14 protein-coding genes are annotated in these 14,367 nt (G+C 49.7%); 12 read left to right on the top strand and 2 right to left on the bottom strand.

Annotation, left to right across the window (positions count from 1 at the left end):
- The first annotated feature begins 155 nt into the window (after window positions 1-155).
- The 5 genes from IEX62_RS11695 to IEX62_RS11675 all read left to right on the top strand — a co-directional run bounded on the left by IEX62_RS11695 (window position 156) and on the right by IEX62_RS11675 (window position 3,066).
- Complete coding sequence (locus IEX62_RS11695) at window positions 156-608, top strand: GNAT family N-acetyltransferase (RefSeq protein ID WP_188775714.1); 453 nt, start codon at window positions 156-158, stop codon at window positions 606-608.
- Window positions 609-756: 148 nt separating this feature from the next.
- On the top strand, window positions 757-1,302 hold the full coding sequence (locus IEX62_RS11690; RefSeq protein WP_188775713.1) for a phage tail protein: 546 nt from the start codon (window positions 757-759) through the stop codon (window positions 1,300-1,302).
- Window positions 1,303-1,326: 24 nt separating this feature from the next.
- The gene (locus IEX62_RS11685) at window positions 1,327-1,830 is read left to right on the top strand and encodes a phage tail protein (RefSeq protein WP_188775712.1); all 504 of its coding nucleotides are present in this window, start codon (window positions 1,327-1,329) and stop codon (window positions 1,828-1,830) included.
- Between the two features lie 42 nt (window positions 1,831-1,872).
- Window positions 1,873-2,394: a phage tail protein gene (locus IEX62_RS11680; protein ID WP_188775711.1), complete on the top strand. Its 522-nt coding sequence runs from the start codon at window positions 1,873-1,875 to the stop codon at window positions 2,392-2,394.
- Window positions 2,395-2,898: 504 nt separating this feature from the next.
- Entirely contained in the window at window positions 2,899-3,066 is a 168-nt protein-coding gene (locus tag IEX62_RS11675; protein WP_188775710.1) for a hypothetical protein, read from the top strand.
- Between the two features lie 153 nt (window positions 3,067-3,219).
- Here the strand turns inward: IEX62_RS11675 and IEX62_RS11670 are convergent, their stop codons facing one another.
- A complete protein-coding gene (locus IEX62_RS11670) occupies window positions 3,220-4,068 on the bottom strand; it encodes a MurR/RpiR family transcriptional regulator (protein WP_188775709.1) in 849 nt (282 codons plus the stop codon).
- 78 nt (window positions 4,069-4,146) lie between these two features.
- The gene (locus tag IEX62_RS11665; RefSeq protein ID WP_188775708.1) at window positions 4,147-5,301 is read right to left on the bottom strand and encodes a serine hydrolase domain-containing protein; all 1,155 of its coding nucleotides are present in this window, start codon (window positions 5,299-5,301) and stop codon (window positions 4,147-4,149) included.
- Window positions 5,302-6,011: 710 nt separating this feature from the next.
- Here IEX62_RS11665 and IEX62_RS11660 point away from each other — a divergent pair.
- The 7 genes from IEX62_RS11660 to IEX62_RS11630 all read left to right on the top strand — a co-directional run bounded on the left by IEX62_RS11660 (window position 6,012) and on the right by IEX62_RS11630 (window position 14,321).
- The gene (locus IEX62_RS11660) at window positions 6,012-6,926 is read left to right on the top strand and encodes a lipoate--protein ligase family protein (RefSeq protein WP_229685741.1); all 915 of its coding nucleotides are present in this window, start codon (window positions 6,012-6,014) and stop codon (window positions 6,924-6,926) included.
- Between the two features lie 120 nt (window positions 6,927-7,046).
- On the top strand, window positions 7,047-8,045 hold the full coding sequence (locus tag IEX62_RS11655) for a beta-ketoacyl-ACP synthase III (protein ID WP_188775707.1): 999 nt from the start codon (window positions 7,047-7,049) through the stop codon (window positions 8,043-8,045).
- On the top strand, window positions 8,035-9,648 hold the full coding sequence (locus tag IEX62_RS11650) for an ATP-grasp domain-containing protein (protein WP_188775706.1): 1,614 nt from the start codon (window positions 8,035-8,037) through the stop codon (window positions 9,646-9,648). The genes IEX62_RS11655 and IEX62_RS11650 overlap by 11 nt, the downstream gene beginning before the upstream one ends.
- A gap of 2 nt (window positions 9,649-9,650) precedes the next feature.
- The gene (locus IEX62_RS11645; RefSeq protein ID WP_188775705.1) at window positions 9,651-10,655 is read left to right on the top strand and encodes an NAD-dependent epimerase/dehydratase family protein; all 1,005 of its coding nucleotides are present in this window, start codon (window positions 9,651-9,653) and stop codon (window positions 10,653-10,655) included.
- Window positions 10,656-10,694: 39 nt separating this feature from the next.
- Window positions 10,695-11,813 carry an MBL fold metallo-hydrolase gene (locus IEX62_RS23765; protein ID WP_229685740.1) on the top strand — a complete coding sequence of 373 codons (1,119 nt, stop codon included), beginning with the start codon at window positions 10,695-10,697 and terminating at the stop codon, window positions 11,811-11,813.
- The gene (locus IEX62_RS11635; RefSeq protein WP_188775704.1) at window positions 11,810-13,198 is read left to right on the top strand and encodes a F390 synthetase-related protein; all 1,389 of its coding nucleotides are present in this window, start codon (window positions 11,810-11,812) and stop codon (window positions 13,196-13,198) included. Before IEX62_RS23765 ends, IEX62_RS11635 begins: the two co-directional genes overlap by 4 nt.
- On the top strand, window positions 13,176-14,321 hold the full coding sequence (locus tag IEX62_RS11630; RefSeq protein WP_188775703.1) for a GNAT family N-acetyltransferase: 1,146 nt from the start codon (window positions 13,176-13,178) through the stop codon (window positions 14,319-14,321). The genes IEX62_RS11635 and IEX62_RS11630 overlap by 23 nt, the downstream gene beginning before the upstream one ends.
- The last annotated feature ends 46 nt before the right edge of the window (window positions 14,322-14,367 follow it).

Genomic DNA, 14,367 nt, shown 5'->3' with positions numbered 1-14,367 from the left:
GTCATGTATACGTTCCGTAAGTCTGTTTGAATGAGTGTTGGCGGTTATGCCAACAAGTGGGGTGCTGTCCCAAGTAGAAGATGGCATCCCATTTCGAACAGACGGAACGATACATGTACTATACATAAATCGGATCACGGGAAATGGGGTACCCTATGCTCGTATTCACAGAAGTAACAGAGCAGGATCACGTTTTTTTGTTTGAGGTGTTCAAGAGTACACGGATGGAAGAGTTTATTCCGATGGGTATGCCAGAAGAACAGCTGAATATGCTAATCCATATGCAGTTTCGCGCGCAGCAAATGTCATATCAAAGTCAATACCCCACGGCCCGTCATCAGATTGTTGAGATTAATGACAGGCAGGCAGGATACATCATTACCGATCACCAAGGAGAACACATTCGACTTATTTTTATTGCGTTATTACCGCACTTCCGAAATCAGGGGAATGGCACGTCTATATTGGAACAATTACAGCAGAACGCCTTACGGATTACGTTACAGGTGGCGGAGCAAAATCCGGCAAGACAGCTGTATCACAAGCTAGGTTTTACCGAGCAGGTAGCGTCACCACCTTATGTGACGATGCAGTGGCAAAGACCATAAGCAGATGCCTGGAAAGGGGGAGAGGCAGGCTGAATACGTTGCTGCGAACATCGATAAAGCGCGTATCCAAGCTCATATATTCAGTTAGGCAACGGATGGGCTACACATAGTTGAAGTGGAATAAGCTGAACAGAGGGGAGTTTGTACGATGAGCGATCAATACGTTGGTGAGATTCGTATGTTTACAGGCGTGGCAGGGACGAAAGTTCCTCAAGGCTGGGCTTTTTGTGATGGGACAGTATTGCAGATTTCGCAGAATGAAGTTTTATATGCACTCATTGGTAATCAATATGGTGGAGACGGCGTCAATACGTTTGCTTTACCGGATTTGCGAGGGAGACTAGCGATTCATAATGGTACGTTAACACCGTCGGGCCCGAACTTTGGTCTTGCTAGTACCGGAGGAAGCGAGAATGTCCAATTAACAACTGCCCAATTGCCAGTTCATACTCACAATGTAAGTATAGTGAGTGGTCAAACCTCAGCGACAACACCGACTCCAACGAATGCGACATTACCTGCAACATCAACGATCAATATGTATGGAACTGCCTCTAGTACGACGACAACGGCAAGCATGAATAGTCAAAGTATATCTTCAAATGGCGGAAACGGTACGCATAATAATATGATGCCGTATTTGACAATTACTTACATGATTGCATTGCAAGGTATATATCCTTCGCCTTCATAATTTATTAGATCGGAGTTGACTTGTATGGCAGAACCATTTGTAGGTGAAATTCGGATATTTGCTTTTGGTGTCATTCCCAGAGGTTGGATTGCTTGTAATGGACAAATTCTTCAAATTCGAGAGAATCAAGCTTTGTTTTCTTTAATCACAAATATGTACGGTGGCGATGGAAGGACTACTTTTGCTGTCCCCGATTTGCGTGGACGTGTTCCGGTTCAGCCAGGCGGAGGAATCAATATGGGACAATCGGCTGGAGAAGCCGTTCATGTGCTGACCACCAATGAAATGCCAGCGCACAATCATACATTAAGTGCGAGTAGTGCTGCCGGAACGGCGAAAATTGCTACCAATAATGTGATGGCAACAACAGGAGCGATCAATTCGTATTCGACTGCACCTCCTAATGCGGTGATGGCTACGACAGCCATTAGCAATACAGGGGCCAGTGCAGCGCACAACAATATGCAGCCTTATCTTACAGTCAGTTATTGTATTGCCACTACGGGGATCTATCCTTCAAGACCGTGACCGTTTGAACATATTTTACAGGATGAAAGGAAGGTAGGAGCGATGGATCCTTATATTGGTGAGATTCGTTTATTTGCAGGTACGTACGCCCCGCAAGATTGGTTATTGTGTAATGGTCAGTTGCTTAATGTTAACGAGTATCAAGCACTGTATGCTGTTATCGGTAACGAATTTGGAGGCACAGCTCCATCAACATTTAAGTTGCCTGATCTGACGGGCAAGGCACCTCTTCATAGAGGACAGGGTGCAGGGCTGACAGCCCATAATTTTGCAAGTACAGGCGGTACCGCAACAGAGACACTGACTACGTCTCAAATACCTGCACATCAACATATCCCGCAATCGTTAAACGTGGCGGATGGAGCGGACCCTAATGCCAAAATGTGGGCGAACAGTCCGAGAACCGTTTCCGTTTCTGCGTATACTCCAACGCCTAATGTGCAGTTTAGTCCATTAGCTATAAGTGCGGCAGGTGGCGGAAATGCGCATAACAATATGCAGCCTTTTGTAGGTATCATTCATATTATTTGCTGGAACGGCGTCTATCCTGATTTTAATAATTGATACTGTTTCCTGTTGCTGGTTATAACAGTATATTATAATGACTCCATCATAATATACTGGAGCACGATAAGGATGAACGGAAGGGATGACTGCCTGTAGCCTATATACATAACATCAGGTTGGGCAGCGTTAGCATCATAATTATGTCGTTTTTGTGTGTGGAATCGAGATGATTAGTTAGCAACAGAAGTGATACAATCGGAACGGTATCATTAACGTGATAAAAGACGGCATCTCATATGAGATGCCGTCTTTTTGCCGATTACAATTCGTTAGTAGTAGGGATAGTGCCTGCCTGTATAGTGCCCGTACAGATAAGCCCGATCGCTTAAACAATCTAGCTTGATGTGATGAATACGGTTGCTTCTATACACCTTCTTGTATTAGACTGTTCACCAAGCAGCATTTTTAAATAAGCTGAACATGCTGGATATCATCAAGCTGATTTTGTTTTCAAATGTAGACAGAGATGAAGACAAAACTTTAAATACGGAGGGGAAGCCAATGGAATTTCGCGAACTACTCGATCAAAGTCTGGAGAAGATGACAGAAGAACAGAAAACAGACTTTATTAGACAGGTTTGCCTGATTATGCACAATCGCAACAATTCCGATCTGATCGTGCGGGCGAAGATTAAGGAGATTATTCAGCGCTTTGGCGTGTATGAATAAGGGGTATCGTGGGCATCAGCATCGCTCCCATAGCTAGTAGATAAAATAAAACAGAGCATACAGGCGGTCTGCATGGGATACGGACGGCTTGTATGCTCTGTTTGGTTTATACACAGCAAGAGAGCTATCTGGAGAACTGGTAACGACGGGATGCTATCTTCTGCTACGGCGGATCACATTATGCGTTCGATCCAGTGCTTGCAGGGAACGCTCATAATCCTGACTCGCTATACCCAGATACAGGATATCAATCACATTGAGCTGTGCGATTCGTGAGGAAGTAGCACCACTGCGCAGGTTACTTTCCGTCGATGAGGTGTGCAGCGCGATATCGGCTAGCATGCTGATCGGAGTGTTACCATACCGAGTAAGTGAGATTGTACACGCTCCAGCTTCGCGTGCCAGACGCATACATTCAGCCGTAACCGGGGTCTGTCCCGAATACGAAATGCCCACGACAACATCCTGCGGTGTGAGCATCACGGAGGAGATAAGCTGTAGGTCTGCATCGGTAAAGGCGAAGCAGGGACGATTAATTCGCAAAAACTTATGCTGCGCATCGGTAGCGATCAGATTAGAGACACCGATGCCGAAGAAGAAAATACGTTTTGCCTCCATCAGGGCATCAATCGCCTGCTTCACTTGTTCGGAGTCCAGAATCTTGATCGTATCTCGGATCGATTGGATATTGTTGGCTGAAATATTATCGATGAGCTGATCAATCGAATCATTCGGTCGAATTTCCTGATAGCCTCCCTGAGGCTGGCGCTCCTCCTGTAGATCACCTGCCACCTTGAGCATTAGCTCCTGATAGCCCTTGAAGCCAGCGGATTTGCACAGTCGAATGACGGCTGCCTGACTGCCACCGCTTTGCTCGGCAAGCTGTGCCACCGACATACCGACAAGTCGCTGGGGCTGCTCCAAAATATAGCTGGCTACCTTGCGCTCAGACGGCGTAATCGTCTGAATAATTTCCCGTAAACGGACCAATCCGCCGTTCATAGTCATGGCTCCTTTATGATGAAATACCTGCAATTGAATGTACAGGCTCTAATGATCAGGTGATCGGTGATTCAGGCTCTACTTCATATGCGCTCGAATAGAAGCGGCAATCGTACGATGAAAGTCTCGTCGTACCTGCTGAATTGAATGCTGTCTGCCATAGTGCACGCGATTCGTTAACAGCACCATCACCAGCTCTAGCTCGGGATCAATGTATAGACTTGTACCCGTAAAGCCGGTATGACCGAAGGCAGTCGAGGATAACAAGCCACCGGATACATCCGCTTCATCTCCCTCCAGCACCCAGCCTAAACCGCGGTGAGTCTGAGGCAATGCAGGCGTTTGGCGCTGAATAGCAGAGCGGAGCAGCCTGATACTCTGTTGTACTGGAGCAAGCCATGCACAGTCATCGCCATTCACGCCTGTCAGCCAGCTTTGACCATAGCGCAACAGATCATTCGCTGTGGCAAATAAACCAGCATGTCCAACGATTCCACCTAATTGACGTGCATTTTCATCATGCACGATCCCGCGTAGCCAATCGGCATGTGCAGCATCGTACTCGGTGGATGCTATATTCGCTACAAGTGAGGAAGGTGGACAGAACATACTGTTATTCATATGCAGCGGTTGCCAGAGTAGCTTCTGTACGCCTTCATCCAGGCTCATTCCGCTAATCTGCTGAAATAGCCAGCCGAGCAGGATAAAGCCGGTGTCGCTATAAGCACGCGCTGAGCCGGGCACAGACTGTAGCTCCAGCTGGCCAATATGCTGTATCGCTTCCTCCATTGTCCAGCTATGACTGTAGCAATCGACGATCGCAGGCAAGCCAGAGGTATGGGCAAGTAACTGACGAATCGTGATCGTCGCATGTACTCCATGCTGGAGCTCGGGTACATAGTTGGAAGCTGGATCATCAAGGGAAAGTCTACCCTGCTGAGCAAGAATAAGAATGAGTGGTAAGGTTACCGTGACCTTGGTTAATGAGGCGCAGTCGTAGATCGTATCGAACGTAGCTGGAAGACGAAGCGCTGGCGTATCGGTTGCCCAGCCACCAGCATAACGATAGAGCTGTCCGCGATAGCTGATCACAGCGACTGCACCGGGAAGGATTCGTTCATGAATCGCCTGACGCAGAGGCTGCCAGAGCTGCTCCTGTGCTTCATGCTGGAGCGCCGCTTCGGTGACTGCTGGATAATCGATCTGTTCATTGGCAACAGGAAATGACTTCATACAAGAACGACTCCTTTGACGGTTCATAACGATGGATAGACAATGCTTAAACTGCAAGGCTTGAGATTGCATGTACCTGAAAGTGCATCTATAAGGTATATACGATTTGGCTATTCATGAAAGCAAGGATCGACCCATAATGTATTGCTATTTCGATAGTTAATCTTGCTAAATGGTGCGTAGTGCTAGATGGCTTATGATGCTAGCAGTTTGTTTATGCTATATGAGGAATTAGACGGAGTAGTATCCATTACATTAATGTACGATGATTTGATGGGAGCTTAATTGGAAGTATATTTTACATTAAACTAAGGAAATCTAAGATCAATCTAATTAGGCGTATTTTTTATTGTTAAACATGTTAGAAAACCATTCATTATATTCGGTTTCACTAGGTGTAAAGCTCATAATGCTATATTCATGATATAAAATGTACCAGATCACTACATAAAAGTATATGCGAAAATATGTACGCTCATCGGCTGTTCACGCCATGTTAGCTGAATTCATATTGGCTATAGAGTTCCTGTATGCTGGATCTAGTGACATCCGCATATCCTGTCAAAAAATTCGCATAAAAACTGGTATAATAAACAGACTGAATAAGGATAATAACATGATTTGAGAAATGATCATTTTGATATACCTCTCTTTTATGCAGATACGTAAATGAAATGTAAGCATCAGCATGATACAGGATGAATATGCATGTGGTAAATAACACCATACAGACGAAGCAGGAGCAAAAGGCAGGAGGCGGTAAGATGACGATGGAGCAAGCAGATCAAGGGTATCCACAAGCGGAAGGCATGTCGTTTATTCCCGAGGTTTTGGAGGAAGCGGTCTGGTATTTTACACCAACGTTCGGTCGGGATGTATCGATTTTGGAGCCGATGGCATGGGAAGAGCTGATGTGCCGCCGTGTTGGGCAGGGTCATCGGCCTGTGATTCATATGTGGACACATGAGGATGCGATGACGATCGGATTGCGGGATCGACGTTTGAGCGGCGCGGTCGAGGCGATGGAGCAGTTTCGTCAGGAGGGAACCTCGGTGGCAGTGCGTGCATCCGGTGGAGCGGCTGTACCGCTAAAGCCGGGGGTTTTAAATCTATCGATCATGCTACCGAATCCGAAGCAACGGATTAATATCCATGACGATTTTCGTTTTATGGCGGAATGGATCAGCCGGGCGGTGCATCCGTGGAGTGTGCAGGTGCATACAGGTGAGGTGGATGGAGCCTTTTGTCCGGGCGATTATGATATTAGTATCGATGGTCGTAAATTTTGTGGGATTGCGCAGCGCCGTCAGGCGAAGGCGTATATGATCACCGCGTTTGTGATTGTTGAAGGCAATGGAGAAGAGCTGGCGGCACAGATTAAGCGATTTTATGATCTGGCAACCGGGCCACAGGATGCGGATAAAAATTATCCGATTGTGCGTCCAGGTACGATGGGCGGTCTAAATGAGCTGGTTGGCGTGCCATCGGTGGCTGATTATATGCTGGAGCTGCAAAAGCTGCTGAATGGCGGCAAGCCTGCACCGCTTCATTCGATCCATGGCGTGATCGATGAGCAGGATATCCAGCAAACGATGCAGGAATTACGTAGTCGTTATGATGATTAATCGACCTGTAGAGCAGAATGTATTCGGAAAATAAAGCACTGCCGTGCTGGAGCATAGGATGCAAAAGGGGGCGCCAGCACGGAATCGAACACCAGTACATTACAGATTAGAGGGATAGCTATGCAATATCGTAAGGTGAAAATTTTAGGAACGGGCAAATACATGCCGTCGATGGCGGTAACCGATGAAGAGGTTGATCGTCGTCTGGGTGTAAAGCCGGGCTGGGCTGCCAAAGCAGGTGGCGTAGGTACGCGTTATTATGTGAGCGAAGGCGAGACGGCATCGTCGATGGGCGCTGCGGCGGCACGTATGGCATTAGAAGCGGCAGGGCTTGAATTTACCGATATCGACTGCCTTGTATGTACAAGCGGAACGAAGGAGCAGCCACTACCAAGCACCGCTTCCTTTATTCAGCAGGCGCTTGGTGCACAGGATTCGGGCGTGCCTGTATTTGATATGGATGCGACCTGTCTGAGCTTTTTAGTGGGACTGGACACGATGTCGTATATGATCACGGCTGGACGCTATCGGTATATTTTGCTGGTCGCTACAGAAGTTGCTTCTGCTGGACTGGATTGGAGTCACAAAGAGAGTGCAATCTTATTTGGAGATGGAGCAGCGGCTGTTGTGATTGGGCCTGCTGAACCGGATGAAGCATCAGCTATTATACATACTTCCCTTCACACATACAGTCGTGGAGCCAGATATTCCGAAATTCCAGGTGGCGGAACACGCTTCCCACCAGAACGATCACAGCCCTCGGAGCGTTCGTTTACGTTCCAGATGGATGGTACAGGTATTTTCAAAATGGCATCGCGGTTGCTACCTGATTTTATGGATGAGCTATTAAGCGGAGCGAATACGTCGATGAAGGATTTCCAGCTCGTTATTCCGCATCAGGGGAGCGCGATGGCGATGCGTGTATTGCGGAGAAAGCTAGGTATTGGCGAACAGCAGTTTATGAATATTACGCCTAATCATGGCAATACGATTGCAGCATCGATCCCGATGGGCTTACATGAAGCGATTGTGCAAAAACGGATTCAGCGTGGCGATCGGCTACTACTGATCGGTACAGCGGCAGGGCTGACACTGGGAGGCATGGTGCTTGATTACTGATCAGCGAGCGCTGCGTATTCTGATCACCGGCGGTCGTGCACCTGTAGCGCTGGAATGGTGCCGACTGCTGCATGCTGCCGGGCATAAGGTGTATGTGGCGGAGAGCTTCCCGCAGCCGCTCTGTCGGTATTCCAATACGGTGCGACGCTGCTATAGCGTGCCTGCGCCAAGGCAGCAGCCGGGTGCTTTTCTAACAGAATTGGAGCGAATTGTGTCTCACGAGCAGATTGATCTACTGCTACCGACCTGTGAGGAGATTTTTCATATTGCTGGTGGGCTGGAGAGCTTATCGAAGCATGTACGGGTCATCTCGCCAACGCTGGCTCAGCTACATCGTCTGCACCACAAAGGAGCCTTTATTGAGCGGGTACGTGCAGCCGGACTGCTAGTGCCGGATACGGTATTGCTGGAGAATGAACAGCAATGGCGGCAGACGCAGCTGCAAGCCTGGCAGGACGGAAGACCGATTGTGTTGAAACCGGCGTATTCGCGATTTGCCTCGCAGGTGTGGTTACCACCGGAAGGATATACTGGAGGGACGGGGAAAGCAGAGCTTACAAAAGACGCTCAGCGAGAGTGTGAAATGGGGAGTTCGTCCGAACTGGAATTAGAATCAGAAGCACAACACAGATTTGGATTGAAAACAGAGCCAGGCTCGGAAACAGAGACTGAAACGGGAACAGAAGTAGAAGTAGAAGCAGGGAGAAAATCAGGAACAAAGCGAGAAATAAACCCAAAAATAAACCCAAAAATAAACCCAAAAATAAACCCAGAAGTAAAGCGAATCCATACTTCTTCTACTGCTTCGCCCAGCTTGAATGCATCGAATTCAGGCAGATGGAACTCTTATCATGCCCCTCCACCTGCTACGCTGTCCAGGCAGCAACCGTGGATTGCTCAGCAGTTTATCGCAGGTGAGCAGCTATGCACGTACAGCATTGTGCATGAGGGTACTGTGGTGGCACATGCGACATATCGATGTCGGTATCGCAATAGTCGTGCTGGAGCGAGTGTGCATTTTGAAGCGTTGGAGCGTCCAGATACGCTGGAATGGGTGCAGACGCTAATGAGCCATTGGAATGAGCTGGACAATGCGCAGCAGGAGGATGAAGCTGATATGCGTAGTTCTGATGCGTCACGGCGACTCCATCGTTTTAGCGGACAGCTTAGCTTTGATCTGATCGAACAGCAGCACACAGGCGAGCTCTATCCGCTAGAATGCAATCCGCGCGCGACCAGCGGTGTACATTTATTCCGTCCGGAGGATGGATTGGAGCAGGCACTTTTATATCCTGCTGAACTGGTGGCAAACGGTACGATCATTCAACCGCAGCCGGGTAGACGCGTTATGCTCACACTGCCCATGCTGGTGAGCGGACTGGGCAGACGCTGGAGCAGACAGCAGTGGAGGCAATGGCGAGAGGCACTTCGTAGTGCAGAGGATGCGATATATCGCCATCATGATCGTATGCCTGCGTATGGACAGCTACGCCTACTGTGGGCGGCATGGCGAATCAGTCGCCGTGAACGGATATCGATCGTCGAGGCGTTAACGCACGATATCGAATGGAATGGGATCGATGCAGGATCGGAAAGGAGTTAGATATGAAAAAGGCACTTGTGACTGGAGCGACAGGCTTTCTTGGTGGGCATCTGGCACGGCATCTGCATCGTCTGGGCTGGGACGTCACCGCAACCGGACGAAATGAACAGGCTGGACGACAACTGATGGCAGACGGGATACGATTTGTCGCGGCTGATCTGCGTGATCGGGAGCTTATACTGGGTGCTTGCTGTGGTCAGGAGTTTGTATTTCATTGTGGTGCATTGTCTTCACCCTGGGGACGGTATCGTGACTTCTACGATAGCAATGTAGAGGGCACGAAGTATGTAGCGGAGGGCTGTAAGCGTGAGGATGTAGAGCGCCTTGTCCATGTATCGACTCCAAGCGTTTATTTTGACTATAAGCCGCGTTATCGGATCAAGGAAAGCGATCCATTGCCTGCGCGTGCTGCTAATCACTATGCGGCAACCAAACGGATCGCAGAGCAATGGCTGGAACAGCGCTGGCAGGAGGCGCAATTACCTGTCATTATGCTACGTCCGCGTGCGATCTTTGGGCCAGAGGAGCAGGCGCTATTGCCGCGATTGCTACGCGCGAGTGAACAATCCGGTGTACCACTGTTAAACGGCGGTGAGGCGGAGATTGATCTGACCTGTGTGGACAATCTGCTACAGGCGATGCTGTTATGCTGCGATTCTCCTGCATCTACGCTGGGGCAAACGTATAACATTTCCAATGGAGAGGCATTACCGTTTCGCGAACTGGTGCGTGAGTTGTTCGAGCTATTGGATCTACCGCTGCGAACTAGACAGATTCCTTATCGCGCTGCTTATGGGGTGGCAGCGATGCTGGAGGCTGCTTACCGCTTATTACCGCTACAAGGGGAGCCTACGCTAACCCGTTATACAGTTAGCTCGATCGCGGTTCCTCACACGCTGGATATTAGCAAAGCACAGCATGAGCTGGGCTATACGCCAACGGTCACGGTGAAGCAAGGGTTGCGCCAGTTTGCCGAGTGGTGGAAAGCAGAACAAAACAACAGATAGACGAACGATGACATACATAATCGATAGGGGGAGAATAGGATGCAAAGTCGTATGCCGGTATCGCTATGGATCGGCGCAGCAGGATATTGTACACATCCTGAATTTTTGACGATTCGGGGTGGGAACTTGCGACCGGTCGCATTTCCGGCGGGCTTTGCCTGTATTCGCCATCCGCAGCTTGGACCGATTTTGTTTGATACAGGGTATAGTCGTCGCTTTTTTGCGGAAACGGCTTCGCTACCCGAGTCGCTGTATCGCTATACGACACCTGTGGTGTATACCGAGCAGGATCATGCTGTGCAGCAGCTCGAACAAGCTGGAGTACGCGCGGACGAGATTCGGTATGTGATTTTGTCTCATTTTCATGGAGATCATATTGCGGCTGTACGGGATTTTCCGCAGGCGCAGTTTATTTATTTGCAGGAAGCGTATGATGCGGTGCGAGGGCTGAGATCGATTCGTGCGGTGAAGGCAGGCTTTTTGCGCGGACTGTTGCCTGAAGATTTTGAAAAGCGGTCGTTGCCTTTTACCCGGCAGGATTGGAATGTGAGATATGAGCCGGGGAGCTGGAGTCGAGCGGTGGCGGAGCGGCAGGAGAATCGTGAGCCTGATGGTGATGCTTCTAGTGGGTCAGCGCAAGTGGGTGATTCGGATGATCGTAGTCGCCAAGAGAATCAAGAGCACCTGAAGAAGCATGAGCATGATGCTTCAAGTAAACAAGCACTGATGAATGATTCACGTGGTTATGGTCTTCAAGAGCACCAAGAGCACCAAGAGCACCAAGAGCACCAAGAGCACCAAGAGCACCAAGAGCACCAAGAGCACCAAGAGCACCAGGCTGCTTGCTACGATCTGTTCGGAGATGGAAGTGTGCTGGCGTTGGAGCTGTCAGGGCATGCGGAAGGGATGATTGGGCTACTGGTGGTGGCGGGGGAGCAGGAGTATTTATTGTGTGCAGATACGGTCTGGTCAAGCCGGGCGTTTATGGAGGATCGTAACCCGCATCCAGCAGCGAATCTGATCATGTCGAACAGGCAGCAATATGCGACCAATATGCAGCGGTTACGCGCCTGGCATCTGCTTCATCCGCAGCTACGAATTGTACCGAGTCATTGCCGGGAGGCACTGGACGCATGGGGAGGAGAATGGCACGGATGACCAATACATTGCGCATTTTGTATCACTATTTACGAACACGAGGACGAGCACAGCGCTGGTCGAATCGAGCAGCATTGGAGCGCTGGCAGGAGCGTCAGGTGCTACGCCATGTAAAATGGGTGCGTCGTCACGCTGCCTTTTATCGTCAGTGGTGGGAAGGGCGAGCAGACGCGGATTGGCGCCAATTTCCGATGATTGATAAAGGCGTGATGATGGAGCAATTTGATGAATTGAATACGGTGGGACTATCTCGTACACAGGCGCAGGATATTGCGCTAGAGGCGGAACGGACGAGGGACTTTGAGCCACAGCTACATGGGGTGACGATTGGGCTGTCCTCGGGTACGTCGGGTAATCGTGGACTATTTCTGGTCAGTCCGCAGGAGCAGGATGCGTGGACAGGGACGGTACTGGCGAAGCTGCTACCAGGCGGCTTGCGTGAGTCACACCGGATTGCCTTTTTTCTGCGTGCGAATAGCAATTTGTACGAATCGGTGCGTAAGGGAAAGCTGGAATTTCGTTATTTTGATCTGATGGTACCGATGGAGCAGCATCTTATGGTATTGGAGCAGGAGTGTCCAGATATCTGGGTAGCGCCAGCCTCCTTGTTACGCTTACTTGCGGATGCTGCCCATGCAGGCAAATTAACGGTGAAGCCGTGGCGCATCATCTCGGTTGCTGAGGTGCTCGATCCGCTGGATCGCCAGCGTATTGAGGATGCCTTTCAGCAGCGCGTGCATCAGGTGTATCAGTGCACAGAGGGCTTTCTTGGAGCGACCTGTGAGCATGGGACACTGCATCTGAATGAGGATATCGTGCATATTGATCGGGAATATATCGATGAGGATAAGCGGCGGTTTGTACCGATTATTACGGATTTTTCACGCCGGGCGCAGCCAATCATACGCTATCGACTCAATGATATTTTGACGCTGGCAGAGCAGCCATGTGCTTGTGGTTCATCGTTTACCGCTGTGGAGCGCATTGAAGGGCGCTGCGACGATATTTTATATATTCGTCAGCTGGATGAAGATGAGCAGGACTGGCAGGAGGAGCATGAACAGCAGGAGCTGGATCGTCCGCTCGTGCCGTTGTTCCCTGATCTGGTTACCCGTGCAGTAATCTCCGCTTCACCGGAGATTGAGCATTATCAGGTGATCCAGCATGATAGCGATCGGCTAGAAATTCTGTATCGCCTGAGCGGAGAGGAATCCCGTGCGGCAGTGGAAGCGCAGATTCGCGAACGCCTCAAGCAGCTGTGTGCGGGGCTTCATGGAGCGTTGCCAGCGATTCGATTTGGCGAGTATGCGTTCGAGCCAGGGCCGGTGAAGCTTAGACGCGTAGAAAGGAGATGGAAGCCAGATGGCGACCGTGGTCTGGTATAGCTCCGAAAATATACACCAGCTCGTATGGCCGGAGGATGCGTACGGCAGCTATGCCAGACGATATCTGCTCCCGATGCTACAGGAGGGTGTATATACTTATGTAGCCAATGTGCAAACGGAGCTGCTGGTGCTTACTGTAGACGGCATTCCGTTGCCGATCACGGTTAACGAAGCGGAGTATACGAATTCGTATGTGTGCTCACCTTACACCCATTATGTATCGTATGCGGAGGAAGAGCTGGCGATGCTCCAGCGTCCGCGCTTGGAAAAGGCATTAGCCCTGCTGTTACGCGGTATCGGCTGGTGCTTGCGGCGGATTCATTTTAACCGGGTGGTACAAATCAATAACTGGCTCGTCTCCACCAATCTGTATCCACAGCTAACAGCAGAGCAGGTAGAGGCAGTGCAGCAGGCGGTACAGCTTCGTTATCCGAAGCATGTGGTGATCTGGCGTTCGCTGAACGAGGTGACGACTCCGATCGTACAATCGACCCTGAAGCAGCTCCATTGTCGGCTCATTCCGAGTCGGCAAATTTATTTATTTGATCATCAGACCGGTGTGAGCTCACGTACGCGCTGGGTGATTAAGCGCGATCGTCGCCTGATCGATTCGAGACAATATGAAGTGGTGGAGCCGGGTGCGATCAAGGAGCAGGATATTCCTCGTATTGCCGAGCTATATCGGATGCTGTATATCGATAAATATTCGGCGTACAATCCGCAGTTTACCGAGCCATTCTTCCGCCTGGCGCTCCGTGAGCGGCTGCTGCATATCTACGGCTTGCGCAAAGATGGACGTTTAGACGCAGTGCTTGGCTTTTTTGGACGTGATGCCGTGATGACTACGCCGCTATTCGGCTATGATACAACACTTCCGGCAGAAACGGGGCTGTATCGTATGCTATCGATCTTGCTGATTGATCTGTCTGAAAAGCGTGGACAGCTACTACACGAAAGCTCCGGTGTCGGTCAATTCAAGCGTAATCGCGGTGCCTACGGTGTACTAGAAGTCTCTGCTGTGTATGATCGCAGTAGCTCACTCGCCATTCGCAGCGGCTGGTGGCTGCTGGAGCAGCTATTGTACCGTATCGGTGTACCGCTTATTCAAAAGCTAAAGCTGTAATACTGCTAATATCGATTGTCGTCTTTTACAGGATATGTGCGGTATT

Source organism: Paenibacillus hunanensis, from assembly GCF_014645615.1.
Classification (GTDB): Bacteria; Bacillota; Bacilli; order Paenibacillales; family Paenibacillaceae; genus Saccharibacillus; species Saccharibacillus hunanensis.
The sequence above is the reverse complement of the archived record's forward strand: the minus strand, read 5'-3'. Positions and strand labels throughout refer to the sequence as shown.